Raw genomic sequence first — 15,643 nt, 5'->3', positions numbered from 1 at the left:
TCAGGTCCAGAGCTGGTACTTGTTCCCGTCGTTGCACTCGTGCGTGTAGACCTTGTCGTTGTCGCTGTCGAGGCACTCGCCGGTGGCCACGTTCTGGAGCTTCCAGCCGTTGCCCGTGTCGATCTCCCGCCAGCGCTGGTAGTCGTTGGCGCCGCTGCTGCACGCCTCGACGTAGGCGTCGTGGTCGGTGTACCCGGCGAGGCAGGTGCCCGGGACCTCGGCCATCTGCTCGATGAAGACGTTGCCGCCCACATTGATGTCGTGCCACTTCGCGGCACCGAACGAGCAGTACTTGAGTGACACGTCGTACCACCCGTAGTGGTGGTCGTAGTCCGCGGTGAGACAGCCGCCGCCGTCCTTGTGGTTCCACACCACGTTTCCGTCGGCGTGGGCCGCGGTGGCCGCCGCCACCATCAGTGCGGGAGCGAGCAGCACCGCGCCGAGTGCGCGCCCCATGCGCTTCTTGAGCAATTCAGTTCCCCGTCTTCAGTTCCCGTACGGAATCACCCGTACGGAATTCCCCGTTTTTCGGCTCAGTTCCACAGCTGATACTCGTTGCCGTCGTTGCACTCGTGCATGTAGACGGATTTTCCGTTGCTGTCGACGCATTCGCCGGTCTGCCGGTTGCGCAGCTTCCAGCCCGCGCCGGTGTCGATCTCGTCCCAGCGCTGGTAGTTGTTGCCGCTGCACGGCTCGGTGTAGACGTCGTGGTCGGTGTACGCGGTCATGCAGTAGCCGTTCTTGCCCGCGACCTGCTCCAGCCAGCTTCCGTCGCCCTGCTGCACGTCGTGCCAGGGACGATAGGCGCTGCTGCAGTCGCGGAGCGTGACGTCGACCGGCGTGCCCCACACGTTGTAGTCGGCGTCCAGGCACCTTCCGTCCGGCTTGTGGTTCCAGTGGACGTCCGAGTCGGCGTGGGCCACAGCGCTCGTCGCGAGGACGAAGAGCGGAGCGAGCGCCATCGTTCCGACGGCCTGGGCTATGCGCTTGACACGCATGTCTGTTCCCCCATTTTTTCGTTGTTCAGCAATGTGGTCGCGGCTGCCTCAGTGGCGGCCGAAGCGGGACGTTACACAGGTTCTTTTGAAGCCCACAAGGGAATTGATATCGCCCGCCGAAAAAGAAAGTCGAGCATTCCGCTCTGTTTTTCGGCATGCCTGATATCCCCGTCGACTCAGGGCCTTCGGGGATATCAGGTCGTGCGGGAGTGGGTCAGTACCAGAGCTGGTACTTGTTGTCGTTGTTCCAGCCGCCGGGGCCGAGATAGACGCTGGAGTCGTTGCTGTCGAGGTAGCGGCCGGTCTGCTTGTGCTGGAGCTTCCAGTAGGAGCCGGTCCAGCGCTCGTACCAGCGCTGCCAGTCGTTGTTCGGCGTGCAGGGCTCCACGTAGACGTCGTCGTTGGAGTAGGCCGCCAGACAGTAGTCGCGGTTGCCGCCCGGATGCATCAGCCAGCTGTCGTCGTCGCTGTTGTGCTGCTCGTACCAGACGTTCGCGGCGGCGCACCAGTCGATGCCCACGTCATAGGGCTTGCCGGTCACATTGACCCGGTAGAAGAGGCAGTCGTCGGACGTCTTGTGCCGCCAGGTCACCTCGCCGTCGGCAAAGGCGCTGGGCGCGCTGCCCAGGACGAGCGCGGCGATCCCCGCGACCGTCACAACTGCCCGTCTTAAGTGCTTGATTGGCATGTTACCCCCGTTGTTGATCAGTCGCCGCAAGCGTACTCCGCAGGACCGGCATGTGCCCCGGACATGACACAGCCACCCCACCGGTGTGTCGGCGGGGCGGCTGTGTGCGGTTCGGTCGGGTTACTTCACGCCGACGTAGACACCCGTGGCGCTGACGGCCGGGGTCGTGGAGTAGCCCGCGAAGGAGTAACGCCAGTAGCCGCTGTAGTTGGCGGTGGCCGTCGTCTTCAGGTTGCCGTACGAGTCCGTGGTGACCGTCTTGACCGTGGTGTACGTGCTGGTACCCGCCTTGCGGAACTGGAGCTGGACCGGCACGCCGGTGAAGCCGTGGTACTGGTGGTCCTCCCAGTTGGCGCGGGACAGCTTGCCCGAGACCGTGAACGTCTTGCCCGTGTAGACGGACGTCGAGCTGACGGTGGTCGTCAGCGTGGAGTTGCGCTGGACCAGGGTGGCGCCCAGGCCGCTCTGGTCCTTGTAGCCGACCTTGCTCATGTCGGGGCTCTGCTGGTTCTGGCCGTTGAAGGCGATGGCCTCGGCAGCCACGCTCCAGCCGCCGGCCCAGGCGTTCAGCAGGCCGCCGTCGGAGGAGGAGTGGGCCGGGTAGATGTTGATGGAGCCCTTGCAGGTGGCCGTCGTCGACGAGGTGGCGGTGCAGGTCGCCGGGTTGTCGCCGAACAGCTCGGGTTCCGTGTCGCTGTAGGTGCCGTGGTACAGGAAGGCGTCCGTGTAGAAGTCGCTCGCGGCGATGTTCACGTCGGCGCCGTGCGTCAGCGTGTACGAGTACGGGACGGTGACCTCGTTGGTGGTGCCCACCTTGATCGCCTTGGCGATCGAGACGTTGGAGAAGCTTGCGTTCAGCGTGTACGGCGCGCCCGAGTCGGTGGCGGCCTGCGCGGCCGGGACTGCGAGGGCGGTGAGGGCCAGGGCGCCGGAGACGGCGGCCACAGTGGCACGTATGCGCATGTGCGTTCCCCTGAAGGGAGAAGTGATCGTGGAGTCGGTTGACTCACGCGATCAGATCCGCGGGGGATGCGGCTGGTTGTACGGCCGGTGCCCCCGCGGACCAGATTTTATGCCTGGATTAATGATCCATTACACAAGTGAGAGACAGCGTCCCGCTTACTGCACGTCGACTACTGCACGTCGACGAAGTCACCCGTGGCGTTGACCGCCGGGGTGGTCGAGGTGCCCGCGAAGGAGTAGCGGTAGTAGCCGTCGACCGTGGCCTTGACCGTCGTCCTCAGGTTGCCCGCGGAGTCCGAGGTGATGGTCTTCAGCGTGGTGTACGTGCTGGAGCCCTTCGGGCGGAACTGGAGCTTGACCGGCCGGCCGGTGTAGCCGTGGTACTTGTGGTCCTCCCAGTCGGCGCGGGCGAGCTTGCCCGTCACCGTGACGGTGGCGCCCTTCTTCACCGGCTCGGGGGCGGCGTCGACCGTCAGCGTGGAGTTGCGCTGCACCAGGGTGGCGCCCAGGTCGAACTGCGCGGCGGAGGCCTTGGCGCTGTAGACGAGGGCGAGCGCGCCGGCGTGCCAGGTGCCGGCGTCGGCGTTGACCAGCTGCTCGCTGCCGGGGCCGGGGTAGATGTCGATCAGGCCCTTGCAGCTGGCGGTGGTCGCCGAGGTCGCGGTGCAGGTGGCGGGGTTGTCGCCGAACAGCAGCTTGTCCGGAGCGCTGGACGAGCCCGTGTAGATGAAGGGGCCGGTGGCGAAGTCGTGGGAGGTGAAGTCGACGCCGGCGCCGTGGGTCAGCGTGTAGCTGACGCTGGTGGAGACGTGGTTGGTCGTCCCGACCTTGACCGCCTTGGCGATCTTGAGGTGGGAGAACGTGACGTTCAGGCGGGTCGCCGCTTCGGCGGTGCTGAACGCGGCCTTGCCGGACGCGGCGTGCGAGACGGTCCGCGCCGCGTCCGCGCGGAAGGACGCCGAGCCCGCGTCGGCGGCCCGGGCGGCCGGCATGACGAAGGCGGAGAGGGCCAGGGCGCCGGAGACGGCGGCCACGGTGGCACGTATACGCATGTGCTCCCCTGCGTACAGAGTGATCGGTGAGCCAGTTGGCTTCCGCCGGTGAGACTCGGTACGCAGGGGGACGGTTGTACGTAAGTTGAAAACCGTATGAGGGACGGGTGAAGGCTGTGGATCCGGTGTGCCGTCAGTCGAACCAGCGGTCCCGGGCCAGTTCCTCCGTCCGGGACGAGTCCTCCAGCAGGGCCGCCACCTCGAAGCGCCGCGGCCACTGACCCGCCGCCCACGCCAGGCCCGCCGCCACGCCCTCCAGGGTCGCCGCGTGCAGCACCCCGTCGTCGGTGAGCCACCAGTCGATCTCCACGCCGTCCACGACCAGTTCCTCGTGCTCGACGTACGTCTCCGGCGTGCGCGCCCCGAGCAGCACCCGCACCGGCTCCGGCACCTCGTGCTCGGTGCCCTCGGAGTGCACCTCGCCGGTGACGGACTCGCTCAGCCGCCGCACCTGGAACAGTTCCGCCAGCTCCGCGGCCCGGGACGGGCGGACGGGCAGCAGCGGCACTCCCGAGGTGAACGGCAGCAGGTCCGGCGAGTCGACCACGACCGCGTCGGCCGCGTCCACCACGGCCACCCGCCCGTCGACCACGGCCCGCAGCTCGTCCGGCAGGGTCACCTGCTCCGGATCGAGGTCCGCCAACGCCGCGTACAGTCCGTGCAGTTGGGCCGAGGTGACCGGCCGCCCGGGGTCGGCCAGCCGGTCCAGCAGCTCGGCGGCGCCGCCGGGCTCGTCCAGCAGAGCCGCAACAGAGGTCCGCACGCCCAGGGCCCGCAGCACCTGCTCGTCCTCGAACCCGGTCGCGTCGGCCTCGTCGTACAGCCCGTGCAGCAGCGGATCACCGCCGGCCGCGAGCAGACCGGCGGGCCGTCGGCCGTCGAGCACCGGGTGGCCGCGCAGCCACCAGGCCGTGTACGGCCGTACGACCTCGTGGGTGCCGTCGGGCAGCAGGATCCGCACGGGCTGGGTCAGCGCGTCCCGCAGCGGCGGCTGCGCGAGCAGCGCGAGCGCCTGCGGCCAGCGCTCGTCGTCCACCAGGTCCAGATCGCGTACGGCGACCAGCTCGGTGGCGACCGGCGGCACCGGGCTGTCCGGGAAGCGGTCGAGGATGTCCTCGCACCACACGTCGACGGCGTCCAGCAGCCCCGCGTCGTCGGGCTCGGCGAAGTCGCCCTCCCGGGGATCCAGTTCGTCCGGGTCGAGGACGACGTCGGTGGCGCGGACGAGCGCGAAGTTCGCGAGCACACCGCAGGCGGTCAGCGGCTGCTCGCCCCACTTCTCGGCCAGGTCCTGGTCCACGGCGGCCAGTTCGTCCTCGCGGATCACCCGGGCGAAGGGGCTGCCGGGAAGGACCAGCTCACCCGCCGGTGCCGGTTCCCCGTCCTCGTCGGGCAGCGCCAGGGCGCCCAGCCAGGGTTCCTCACCGGGCTCCAGCCCCGCGTCCCGGACCAGCGCGAGGACGGTGTCGGCCAGCTCCTCGGCGTCCGGAGCGTCCTCCTCCCATCCCCCGATCGCGCCCTCCTCGTCCAGCGAGGCGGCGACGGCGGCCCGCACCTGCGGGGTGGTGAGCACCGCGCGCGGGGTGGCGGGCAGCGCGCCCAGCTTCTCCAGCAGCGGATGCGCGGCGTCCTCGTGGGCGACCTTCAGCCCGAGCCGCCCGAGGACGTCCGCGTCGATCCGGGCGGCGTCCGGGGCGGGCAGGAGGACCTGCCGTGGGCCGATGGTCGTCCGCCCGTCAGCCAGCGGCACCGGCAGCCCCGACAGCCGTTCGGGGTCGACCCCGGCGAGGCTGTCGTAGAGCCGCCACCACCACTCGGGGTCCTTCTCCAGACCGGCGAGCCGGTCGATGGCGTCGGCCAGCGGCAGCCGGGCGACCCCGAGCGTGCGCAGCTCGGCCCGCCTCTCAAGACCGGCCGGCAGCAGCGTGGGCAGCACCTCGGCGAGCACCCGCACGGTGTCCGCCCCGGCGCCTTCCACGACCTCGGCCTCCCTGGGGCGCAGCGCCTCCGGAAGCTCGTGGTCGTCGTCGCCGCCCTTCGCCTGAACGGCGGGCGGCAGGAACGCGGTGCGCGGCAGCCGCTCCAGCACGGCCTGCCGCAGCGCCCCGTCCAGTTCGCCCTTGCCGAGCGGTCCGGGCACGAGGTCGATGCTCCCCTCCGTCACCGGCCGCCACTCGGCGAGCAGTTCGGCGTAGGCGTCGGCCGCGCGCTGCACCAGGAAGTCGGTGAGCGGGCCGGGAGCCGGGTGCCGGCGGGTGGTGTCGAGGGGGAAGGAGGCGATGAGCAGCGCGGGCACCCCGAGGGGCTCGTCGCTGGGGGTCGGGGCGTGGACGACCGGGGCCGTACGGGGCCGGGCCGGGGCGCCGTAGGCGTCGACGGGCACGGCCCAGGTCACCGACCAGTGGGGGCGCAGCCGCTCCTCCACCGGGCGGTCGGCGAGCAGCTCGGGGGTGAGTGGCCCGTGCCCGGAGGCGGTACGCCAGTTCGTGATGCCGTTGAGGGAGTCCTCCACGACCGTGAAGGCGCCGTCGGTGCGCCGGCTGAGGGTGCGCGGCGCCTGCTCACCGACCTCCACGACGACCTCCTGAAGGCCGGGAAGGGCGAGCAGCAGAGCGTCGTCGACGGCGCCCAGCAGCCGTTCGGCGAGATCGGCGGCGGCCGCGTCCCGCAGGGGCAGGATGACGGCGGTGTCGTACGGGTCCGGAGCGGTCCCCTCGGCGGCGAACGGCAGCCGGAGCAGCGGCACGTGCCCGTCCCGGCGCCGTACCTCGTCCCCCAGACCCGGGCTGTGCCGGGCGATGTCGGCGGCCAGCTCGCGCGCCTCGGCGAGCGCCCAGCGGACACCCCCGTGCCGCCCCACGATCGCGGGCTCGTCGGTCACCGAGAGCACGGCGGCGAACCCGACCCCGAACCGCCCGACGGCACCCTGGGTGACCTCGGTGTCCCGCTTCGCGGAGGCGCGCAGGGTGGACAGCGACTCGACACCGGCCGCGTCCAGCGGGGCACCGGTGTTCGCGGCCACGAGCACGCCGTCCCGGAGGGTGAGCCGCAGTCGACCAGGGGTTTTGGCCCGCGCGGCGGCGTCGGCGGCGTTCTGGGCCAGCTCGACGACGAGCCGGTCCCGGTAACCGCCGAGGACGAGATCCTCCTCGGCGTTGGCGTCCTCACGGAACCGGGCGGCGCTGGTCGCCCAGGCGTCGAGGACACCACGGCGCAGCCGGGCGGTGCCGAAGGGGTCGGCACCCTCGGCCGCGGGCCGCACGTACTTGCTCACGTTCACTCTCCTCGTCGGCGACGACTGAAGGTACCGCGCCGCGGCGGGACCGCAACTCGAAGGTGCGCGGCGGTGGAGTGAACGCAAGTCGATCAGGTGACCGGCGAGGACGTCAGCCGCCGGAGGCGTACGACACGAAGCCGACCCAGGCCTCCGGCGTGAGCGCCAGCTGGGGGCCGTCGGTCTGCTTTGAGTCGCGGATGTGGATGGTGGTGGGGGTGGGGGCGACCTCTACGCAGGAGTCGCCTTCGTTGCCATCGCTGTAGCTGCTCTTGAACCAGTCCAGGCCCACTTCGACGCAGGAGTCGCCCTCGCTGCCGCTGCTGTAACTGCTCTTGAACCAGCGGATCATGTTGCCCCCAGCAGCTCTTCGATGAAGGACGTCGACTCACGGGGAGTCAGCGCCTGAGCCCGGATGATGCCATAGCGCAGCTCAAGAATACGGAGGTGCCTCGGCTCATCGACCGGACGGCCGTTGGCCAGCGCAGGAGAACGGCCGATAGCCGTGCCATCAGCGAACTTCAGCAGCTCGATACTGCCGTCTACTCCAGCGTGCTCTTCCCTGTCCATCGGCATCACCTGAAGTTCGACACCCCGCACCTGCGCCACTTCAAGGATGTGTTCGAGCTGACGGCGGAGCAACCCTCGTCCTCCGAGCGGGCGCCGGAGCGTCCACTCCTCCAGTACAAAACCGAGTTCTGGTGCCGGGTCCCGCTCGAAGACCGACTTGCGGGCCATCCGGGCAGCGAAGTATCGCTCTACCTCGGCTTGCGTATAGGCGGGGCGCCGCATCCCGAGCAGGGTGCGTGCGTACTCCGGTGTCTGCAACAGCCCATGGATGCTCAGCGGGTCGTACAACTGAATCTCCACGGCCTTCGCCTCAACCTCCGCCAGCGCCCGAACCTTCTTCGGATACCGGACCTTCTCCACGTCCTCCTTCATCGCGGCGAGCAGCCCGCCCGCCTTCAGCACCTTGTCCGCCTTGTCGAGGTACTCGGGCCGGGGGATCCGCTTCCCGGCCTCCACCTTGTAGACCATGTCCTCGCTGTAGCCCACGGCTTTGGCGAAGTCGGCGGCGCGCATCCCCACCGCCTCGCGCCTCAGCCGCAACTGCCTCCCCACCGTGGCGATCACGGCCAGGCCCCATTCGTCGTCCGGGTCGACCTCCCACCCCGGCTCCTCTTCCTCGCTCACACCACTCACCGCGCCCCCTCTCGACAGCCCAGACACCACTGGACGCGCCTGGACAGTGACCCTACGCAACCGCGTCGTCACTGTTCACGGTAGTCATCCGCGGCCACTCTGAGTGATGTGAACCAGGAAATCTCCACCCCCATCCCGAACTTCACCGCCCAGCTGTCCTCCACACCTCGCGGCGCCCGTCTCGCCCGGCTGCTCGCCACGGAACAACTCCACTCCTGGGGAATGGCGTTGGACCCGGCCCAGCTGATCGTCGCCGAGCTGGCGGCCAACGCCGCCACGCACGGCCGGGTCGTGGGCCGGGACTTCCGGCTGACGCTGTACGCCGTCGGCGACACGCTCCGTATCGAGGTGGCGGACACACGTGGTGACCACCACCCCGAACCGGCGCTACCCGACCCCGACGCGGACTCCGGCCGAGGTCTTCTCCTCGTGGAGGCCCTGGCCGACAAATGGGGTGTCGCACCAGGGCTGCCGCCACGCAAGACGGTGTGGGCCGAAGTGCGTGTCGCACCGGACTACGACGGCCCTCGCAGGAACTGACGCCTCAGCCGCCCAGTACGGGCAGGGTCAGGCCGCAGCTGACGGGCTGGGCGTGGGCGGGGTCGAGGGCGTTGCGGACGAGTTGGGCGGCGTTGGAGTCGTACGCGATCGAGACGTGCTCGGAGAGGTCCCGGGGGCAGATCTCCTGGATCGTGATGTTCTTGACGGTCGCCTTCGGTCCCGCGGTCAGGAATTGGTGCGTGTAGGGGGTGACGACCTCGTCCAACTTGGTGGCGATGACGGTGTAGTCGACCCCGGGCTGCGTGTCCCCGTCCCGGTCCAGCGTCGTGTTCACCTCGGAGCCGACCATCTGGTCCGCGTACGCCTGGCCGGCGAGGAGGGACACGGTCGGGTTGAGGCCCAGCTTGGTGGTCAGGGTGCCGAGGCCGGAGGCGGTCGTACCGTGGTTGGACGGCGCCAGGCCGATGAGGCTGTGCACCTTGTTGCGTTCCGGGTGCGCGGGGTCGGTGCCGCCGTCGAACCGCAGATACCAGCGGGGCGTCAGACCGCCGCCCTGGGAGTGGCCGACAAGGTCGACCTGGTGGGCGCCGGTGGCCTTCAGGACGCCGTCGACGTAGTCGGCGATCTGCCGGGCGGAGTCCGGGACGTGCGCGGTGGCCTTGACCGGATTGCCGGGTGCCCCGCCGTAGTTGGGCGCGAAGACGCAGTAGCCCAGCTGCTTCAGGTACGGGGCCAGCACGCTCCAGTCGTCGTAGGCGTTCGCGAATGTCCCGTGCAGCAGGACGACCGGGCGCGGATGCTCACGCGTGGGCTTGCAGCTGAAGTCGTCGGCTCCGGCCGGCGGCGCGTCCGGGTGGACCAGCCCCCCGACCAGCGCCGTGGGGGCGGAGAGGAGCTTCCCCCGCGGTACCGAGGGATCCGGGGTGCCCGCCGCGGCCGCCGTGCCCTGCGCGACGCCCAGCGCGAGCGCGAGGCCCGCGCAGACCGCGGCCCACCTGCCGCGCCGCCGGCTCGACCGGCTCCGGGAAGCACTCCGGGCTCGGGAACCACTCTGGCTTCGGAAAACACTCTGGCCTCGGGAAACGCTTCGGTCCGCCATCGGGCCACTCCTCGCGTCGAGGCCGGCCCAGCGCCGGCCCCGGCGATGATCGAGGAGCGGCCCCCCTGCGGTGGCCGACGAACGCGCGCGGCACCCCTTATGGAGCAGCCCGATTCATCCGGTCAGCGCTTGGCGGCACCGAGCCCGGCTGCCCGCCGGGCAACTGCGCCGCCGAGGGCACCCGTTGGAGCGGCGCCGGCTCAGGAGCGACTCCGGCTCAGGAGTGGCCCAGTTCCGCCGTCTCCTCGTCGCCGACCTCCGGGACCGAGCCCGAGCCGTGGGCGGGGCGGAGCGGGAAGGGGTCGACCCTCGTCTCGTCGATGACCGGCGCGGCCGGCTGCGGGGGCTTCGGCATGACCGCGGCCTCCGAGTGGCCGCCGCAGCCGTAGGCGAGGGAGACCACGCGGCCGTCGGCCGGGGAGAACTCGTTGGCGCAGACACCGAAGGCCTGGCCCAGGGAGCCTCCGATGGGGTTCAGGAAGCCGCAGGTCAGGCAGGTCGCCGGGGCGGCCTGGGCCATGGCGGTCCGGGGGCCGTACGACTCCTCCCAGCGGTCCGCGGCGACATGGAGGCCGTAGCGGGACAGCACGCGGGCGCGGCGCATGCCCAGTTCCTCGGCGACGGAGGCGATCGAGCCCCGGGAGGGGACCATGGGCTGGACGGCCGGGGCGCCGGGGGTGACGTCGGCGTCCTCCGCCTCCGCCAGTTCCGCCATCTCGTGCGAGACCGCCGCGTTCGGCGACGGCTCCTCCTCGCCGCTGTAGCCGGGCTCCAGGCGCAGGTCCTCCTGGTCGGTGGGGAGCAGATCGCCGGGGCCGAGGTCGCCGGGGCGCAGGCGTTCACTCCACGGGACCCACTCGGGGGCGAGCAGGGCGTCGGGGCCGGGGAGGAGGACGACCTCGTCGAGGGTGACGATCTTGGCGCGGGAGGCGCGGGCAACGGTCACCGCCCAGCGCCAGCCGCGGTAGCCCAGCTCCTTGCACTCGAAGAAGTGCGTCACAACGCGGTCGCCCTCGGACACCAGGCCGGCGTGCTCGCCGACCACGCCGGGCGCGGCGGCCTCCTCGGCGGCACCGCGGGCGAGATCGACCGCCTCGGCGCACAGACGGTCGGGGGTGCGGCTTCGCGTTGTCGCTGCGCTCACAGGTATCGCTTCTCTCCTACGCCGTCTCGTCGAGTGCGGCTGCCTTTGGCGGGCCTGCCGACGGAGCGGACCGGGGGACCGCATCGACGTCATGCATCCGCGCGCTCGGGCGCACCTCTGCCATCCATTCTGCGTTATGGCTGAGATACGCACGCTACACCGAATGAGATTCGCCGCCGCTACGCGGCATTGTCTCCCACCCGGGCGGCCATGACCATCGGCCCTGCCACGCATGACCTTCGATGGCGGTAGGCGGCGTGATCAGAGGCACGGTTCGCCGTCATCCGCGCCGTACCGCACTATCCGGCCGCTTCTCAGGGCACTATGAAGCACGTGGCGACCGCTGACAGGCGTGGTGTTCGGGGTGGCGGTGCGAGCCGGGTCGGCGGCGCCGTCCGTTCCGTCGGGCGTGCCCTGCACTTTCCGGTCACCGGAGCGGCGCGGGGCATCCGCAAGGCCACGCACGCCCATGGCGCGGGCGAGTCGGGGCTGGGCAAGCTGATCGAGCTGCACGCCGTGAACGGCGCCGGCGATGTCATGATCACCGTGGCGCTCGCCTCCACCGTGTTCTTCTCCGTGCCGACGGACGAGGCCCGCGGGCGGGTCGCGCTGTACCTGGCCATCACCATGGCGCCCTTCACCGTCCTCGCGCCCGTGATCGGCCCGCTGCTCGACCGGCTGCCGCACGGCCGGCGTGCCGCGATGGCCGGGGCCATGCTGGCCCGTGCGCTGCTCGCGCTGGTGATCTCGGGTGCCGTGGCGAGCGGCAGCCTGGAGCTGTATCCCGCCGCGCTGGGTGTGCTGGTCGCGTCGAAGGCGTACGGCGTGGTGCGCAGCGCGGTGGTACCGCGGCTGCTGCCGCCCCGGTTCTCGCTGGTGAAGGCCAACTCTCGGGTCACCCTGGCCGGGCTGCTGGCCACCGGCATCGCCGCGCCGGTCGCGGCGGGGCTGCACAAGGTCGGCGATCCCTGGCCGCTGTACGGCGCCTTCGTGATCTTCGTGGGGGGAACGATCCTGTCGTTCTCCCTGCCCCACAAGGTGGACTCGGCCAAGGGCGAGGACCGGGCGCTGCTCGCGGCCGACGAGCAGCATCTGCACGGGCCTCGCAGAAAGGAGCAGGCGGCGAAACGGCCGGGGCTGCGGACCGTGGGGCCCGCCGTCACCCACGCGCTCGGCGCCAACGCCGCCCTGCGCTGCCTGTCCGGCTTCCTGATCTTCTTCCTGGCCTTCCTGCTGCGCGAGCATCCGCTGACCGGGGAGAGCGCGGCGGTCTCGCTCGGGATAGTCGGGGTCGCCGCCGGTGTGGGCAACGCGCTGGGGACGGCCGTCGGGGCCTGGCTGAAATCACGCGCCCCGGAGATCATCATCGTGACCGTCGTCGCGGTGGTGCTCGGTACGGCGCTCGTGGCCGGCCTGTTCTTCGGGGCGTTCCTGGTGGCCTGCCTGGCAGCCGTCGCCGGGTTCGGGCAGGCGCTGGCCAAGCTGGCGCTGGACGCGCTGATCCAGCGGGACGTGCCGGAGCTGGTGCGCACCTCGGCGTTCGCCCGATCGGAGACGCTGCTGCAGATGGCGTGGGTGTTCGGCGGGGCCGTCGGCATCGTGCTGCCGCTCAACGGGACCCTCGGGCTGCTGATCGGCGCGGCCTTCGTGGCCGTCGGCTGGCTGACCACCCTGAAGGGCCTCCTGGCCTCGGCCCGCCACGGCGGCCGCACCCGCTCCCGCGTGACTTGACCGCCGCGCCACGGCGGCCGCACCCGCGCTCCCGCCCGGCCCGACCAGCCCCGGCACGGCGGGCACAGCCGGTCCTGGGGGCCTGAACTGCCCCGGCACGGCGGGCGCAGCCGGTCCCAGGCGGCCCAATCAGCCCCAGAACCGTGGGCACAGCCGATCCCAGGCGGCCCGACCAGGCCCAGCACCGTGGGCGCAGCCGGTCCCGGGAGCCGACCAGCCCCGGCACCACGACCACACCCGCTCTCACGCGGCCCAACCAGACCCAGCACCGCGGGCGCAGCCGATCCCGCGCGGCCCGAACTACCCCGGCACCACGGGCGCAGCCGGTCCCAGGGGGCCCGATCGGCCCCGGCGCCGCAACCGCGCCCGGAGTCGGGGGCCTGAACTGGCCCGGTATAACGAACCGGACACGGTTTGCCGGCGGCAGGCTCGGCTGGCGTAACGAACCGGGCACGCCGCACCCCGCGTGGCCGGACGGCTCCGGGCGCCCGATAGCCTTCGGCCATGACCACGCTGCAATCCGTAGTGCGACGCCGCCGCGCCGTCGCCGCCGCCGGCGCCGTTTCCGCCGGACTGCTCCTGCTCACGGCCTGTGAGAAGCCGACGCCCGTCGCGACTGTCACTGTCGGCCGAAGCTCGGTCAACTCCGAGGCCATGTGCTACAACGACGGCAAGGCGCTGGACGCCAAGTCGCTGATGAGCTGCGTCAAGAACGTCGACAAGGCCGAGTCCATCAAGGTCGACCAGGACGAGACGGTCCGCTTCGGCGTCGACCCGAAGATCGCGGACGCCGGCTGGGTCCTCCTGGTGAACGGCCAGCAGTTCACCGACGTCAGCAAGAAGACCTACCGCACCATCCCGGGCAGCGCGTTCTTCAACCAGCAGTACGGCACCCAGGGCGACACCAACACGGTCACGATCCGCATGGGTGAGAAGTCCAACCAGGGCATGTGGTCGTTCAAGCTGAAGAAGGCCTGATCACGACGTCCGCACGGATTCTGGTCGCCACCGCGGTCCCCGCCGAGCGGGACGCGGTGGCGCGTGCGTTCGCCTCACCCGTGGAGCATGTCCCGCTGCCCGGAACGGAGCTGATCCGTACGGCCGCGGGCTGGGACCTGCTCGACGCGGGCGTCGGCCCGGCCCGTGCCGCCGCCTCCGCCTCCGCCGCCCTCACCGCAGCCCGGCTCGCCGGCACCCCCTACCACCTGGTCGTCTCGGCCGGGATCGGCGGCGGCTTCCAGCCCGAGGCGCCCGTCGGCTCGCTCGTCGTCGCCGACCGGATCACCGTCGCCGACCTGGGCGCCGAGACCGCCGACGGCTTCCTTCCGGTCACCGACCTGGGTTTCGGGACCGTCACCCACCGCCCGCCGAGATCACTGGTACGGGCCGCCACCCAGGCGACCGGCGCCCCGGCCGGCACCGTCCTGACCGTCTCCACCGTCACCGGCACCGCCGCCCGCGCCGCCGAGCTGCGCACCCGGCACCCGCGTGCGCTCGCCGAGGGCATGGAGGGCTTCGGGGTGGCGGAGGCGGCCGCCGCGCACGGGGCGCCCGTGCTGGAGGTCCGCGCGGTCTCCAACCCGGTCGGCCCGCGCAACCGCGCCGCCTGGCGCATCGGCGACGCCCTCACCGCCCTCACCGAAGCGTTCGGGAAGCTCGCGCCCGTACTGGAGAGTTGGAACAGACATGACGAGTGAGCCACTGCAGATCGCGTACTCCCCCTGCCCGAACGACACCTTCGTCTTCGACGCCCTCGCCCACGGCCGCGTCCCCGGCGCCCCCGCACTGGACGTGACCTTCGCCGACATCGACCTCACCAACGGCATGGCCGAGCGCGGCGAGCTCGACGTGCTGAAGGTGTCGTACGCCGTTCTGCCGTACGTCCTCGGCGAGTACGCGCTGCTGCCGTGCGGCGGTGCGCTGGGCCGGGGCTGCGGGCCGCTGGTGCTCACGCGGGAGCCCGGGGTCGATCTGACGGGCCGTACGGTCGCGGTGCCGAGCGAGAAGTCGACCGCCTATCTCCTCTTCCGCCTCTGGGCGGCGGACACCTTGCGGGACGGCGGGGTCGGGGAGATCGTGGTCCTGCCGTTCCACGAGATCATGCCGGCCGTGCGGGACGGCAAGGTGGACGCCGGACTGGTCATCCACGAGGCCCGGTTCACCTACCAGAACTACGGGCTGCACAAGCTCGCCGACATGGGCGAGCACTGGGAGCACACCACCGGGCTGCCGATCCCGCTCGGCGCGATCGTCGCCAAGCGCGCGCTGGGCGCCGAGATCCTGGGCCGGCTCGCCGAAGCCATCCGCGCCTCCGTACGGGCCGCCTGGGACGACCCCGAGGCGTCCCGGCCGTACGTCATGGCGCACGCCCAGGAGATGGACCCGGCCGTGACCGATCAGCACATCGGGCTGTATGTGAACGAGTTCACCGCCGACCTCGGCGAGGACGGCTACGCGGCGATCCGCGGGCTACTCACACGCGCGGCGGCCGAGGGGCTGCTGCCGCCCCTCGGCCCGGATGCGCTCGCTTTCCCCGACGGGTCCTGACGGTTCTTATACGTCCAGCTGGTCGGCGACCGCCCGCAGCAGGCCGGCGATCTTCTTGCCGGAGACCTTGTCCGGGTAACGGCCCTTCTCCAGCATCGGCGTGATGTTCTCGAGAAGGGTCGTCAGGTCCTGCACGATCGAGGCCAGCTCGTCCGGCTTCTTGCGCTGGGCGGCGGCGACCGACGGCGTCGGGTCCAGCACGGTCACCGACAGCGCCTGGTCACCGCGCTGACCGGCGACGACGCCGAACTCCACGCGCTGTCCCGGCTTGAGTGCCTCCACTCCGGCGGGGAGAACCGAGGAATGGACGAAGACGTCACCGCCGTCGTCGCGGGAGAGAAAGCCGAAGCCCTTCTCGCTGTTGAACCATTTGACACGCCCGGTCGGCACCGTCTGTCCTCGTCCTCGTACTAGTTGGGGAACCGCTACTGCTCGGAAAGTGC

Annotated in this window: 16 protein-coding genes; 5 read left to right on the top strand and 11 right to left on the bottom strand. The window is 71.0% G+C overall.

Going from position 1 to position 15,643, the window contains the following annotated elements; translation table 11 throughout:
* The 8 genes from AB0L75_RS08185 to AB0L75_RS08150 form a co-directional block, all read right to left on the bottom strand.
* The gene (locus AB0L75_RS08185; RefSeq protein WP_365176996.1) at positions 1–456 is read right to left on the bottom strand and encodes a ricin-type beta-trefoil lectin domain protein; all 456 of its coding nucleotides are present in this window, start codon (positions 454–456) and stop codon (positions 1–3) included.
* A 77-nt stretch (positions 457–533) separates the two neighbouring features.
* Positions 534–998 carry a ricin-type beta-trefoil lectin domain protein gene (locus AB0L75_RS08180; protein ID WP_365176993.1) on the bottom strand — a complete coding sequence of 155 codons (465 nt, stop codon included), beginning with the start codon at positions 996–998 and terminating at the stop codon, positions 534–536.
* A gap of 214 nt (positions 999–1,212) precedes the next feature.
* Complete coding sequence (locus AB0L75_RS08175) at positions 1,213–1,656, bottom strand: hypothetical protein (RefSeq protein WP_365176991.1); 444 nt, start codon at positions 1,654–1,656, stop codon at positions 1,213–1,215.
* A 150-nt stretch (positions 1,657–1,806) separates the two neighbouring features.
* Positions 1,807–2,649: a hypothetical protein gene (locus AB0L75_RS08170; RefSeq protein ID WP_365176988.1), complete on the bottom strand. Its 843-nt coding sequence runs from the start codon at positions 2,647–2,649 to the stop codon at positions 1,807–1,809.
* Between the two features lie 170 nt (positions 2,650–2,819).
* A complete protein-coding gene (locus tag AB0L75_RS08165) occupies positions 2,820–3,701 on the bottom strand; it encodes a hypothetical protein (RefSeq protein WP_365176986.1) in 882 nt (293 codons plus the stop codon).
* A 133-nt stretch (positions 3,702–3,834) separates the two neighbouring features.
* Entirely contained in the window at positions 3,835–6,975 is a 3,141-nt protein-coding gene (locus AB0L75_RS08160; RefSeq protein WP_365176983.1) for a molecular chaperone Hsp90, read from the bottom strand.
* Between the two features lie 112 nt (positions 6,976–7,087).
* Entirely contained in the window at positions 7,088–7,327 is a 240-nt protein-coding gene (locus AB0L75_RS08155) for a DUF397 domain-containing protein (RefSeq protein WP_365176981.1), read from the bottom strand.
* Positions 7,324–8,169, bottom strand: a complete 846-nt coding sequence (locus AB0L75_RS08150) for a helix-turn-helix transcriptional regulator (RefSeq protein ID WP_365176979.1) — start codon at positions 8,167–8,169, stop codon at positions 7,324–7,326. Before AB0L75_RS08150 ends, AB0L75_RS08155 begins: the two co-directional genes overlap by 4 nt.
* Before the next feature lie 117 nt (positions 8,170–8,286).
* On the opposite strand from AB0L75_RS08150, the gene AB0L75_RS08145 reads away from it, so the two are divergent.
* The gene (locus tag AB0L75_RS08145; RefSeq protein WP_365176977.1) at positions 8,287–8,718 is read left to right on the top strand and encodes an ATP-binding protein; all 432 of its coding nucleotides are present in this window, start codon (positions 8,287–8,289) and stop codon (positions 8,716–8,718) included.
* Positions 8,719–8,722: 4 nt separating this feature from the next.
* On the opposite strand, the gene AB0L75_RS08140 is transcribed toward AB0L75_RS08145, so the two are convergent.
* Positions 8,723–9,778, bottom strand: a complete 1,056-nt coding sequence (locus tag AB0L75_RS08140; RefSeq protein WP_365176974.1) for an alpha/beta fold hydrolase — start codon at positions 9,776–9,778, stop codon at positions 8,723–8,725.
* A 217-nt stretch (positions 9,779–9,995) separates the two neighbouring features.
* On the bottom strand, positions 9,996–10,922 hold the full coding sequence (locus AB0L75_RS08135) for a DUF3027 domain-containing protein (protein WP_365176971.1): 927 nt from the start codon (positions 10,920–10,922) through the stop codon (positions 9,996–9,998).
* 324 nt (positions 10,923–11,246) lie between these two features.
* Between AB0L75_RS08135 and AB0L75_RS08130 the strand changes: the two genes are divergently transcribed.
* From AB0L75_RS08130 to AB0L75_RS08115, 4 genes are all read left to right on the top strand, one after another.
* Positions 11,247–12,653, top strand: a complete 1,407-nt coding sequence (locus AB0L75_RS08130; RefSeq protein ID WP_365176968.1) for an MFS transporter — start codon at positions 11,247–11,249, stop codon at positions 12,651–12,653.
* A 504-nt stretch (positions 12,654–13,157) separates the two neighbouring features.
* Positions 13,158–13,631: a DUF2771 domain-containing protein gene (locus AB0L75_RS08125; RefSeq protein WP_365176965.1), complete on the top strand. Its 474-nt coding sequence runs from the start codon at positions 13,158–13,160 to the stop codon at positions 13,629–13,631.
* Positions 13,604–14,350: a futalosine hydrolase gene (locus tag AB0L75_RS08120; RefSeq protein ID WP_365176962.1), complete on the top strand. Its 747-nt coding sequence runs from the start codon at positions 13,604–13,606 to the stop codon at positions 14,348–14,350. Before AB0L75_RS08125 ends, AB0L75_RS08120 begins: the two co-directional genes overlap by 28 nt.
* Positions 14,340–15,200, top strand: coding sequence for a 1,4-dihydroxy-6-naphthoate synthase (locus AB0L75_RS08115; RefSeq protein WP_365176959.1), 861 nt, complete (start codon positions 14,340–14,342; stop codon positions 15,198–15,200). The genes AB0L75_RS08120 and AB0L75_RS08115 overlap by 11 nt, the downstream gene beginning before the upstream one ends.
* A gap of 6 nt (positions 15,201–15,206) precedes the next feature.
* Here the strand turns inward: AB0L75_RS08115 and AB0L75_RS08110 are convergent, their stop codons facing one another.
* Positions 15,207–15,590, bottom strand: coding sequence for a cold-shock protein (locus AB0L75_RS08110; protein WP_365176956.1), 384 nt, complete (start codon positions 15,588–15,590; stop codon positions 15,207–15,209).
* Positions 15,591–15,643 lie beyond the last annotated feature (53 nt).

It is taken from the genome of Streptomyces sp. NPDC052101 (assembly GCF_040680235.1).
Lineage (GTDB): Bacteria > Actinomycetota > Actinomycetes > Streptomycetales > Streptomycetaceae > Streptomyces.
This window is presented reverse-complemented; position numbering and strand designations above follow the sequence as displayed.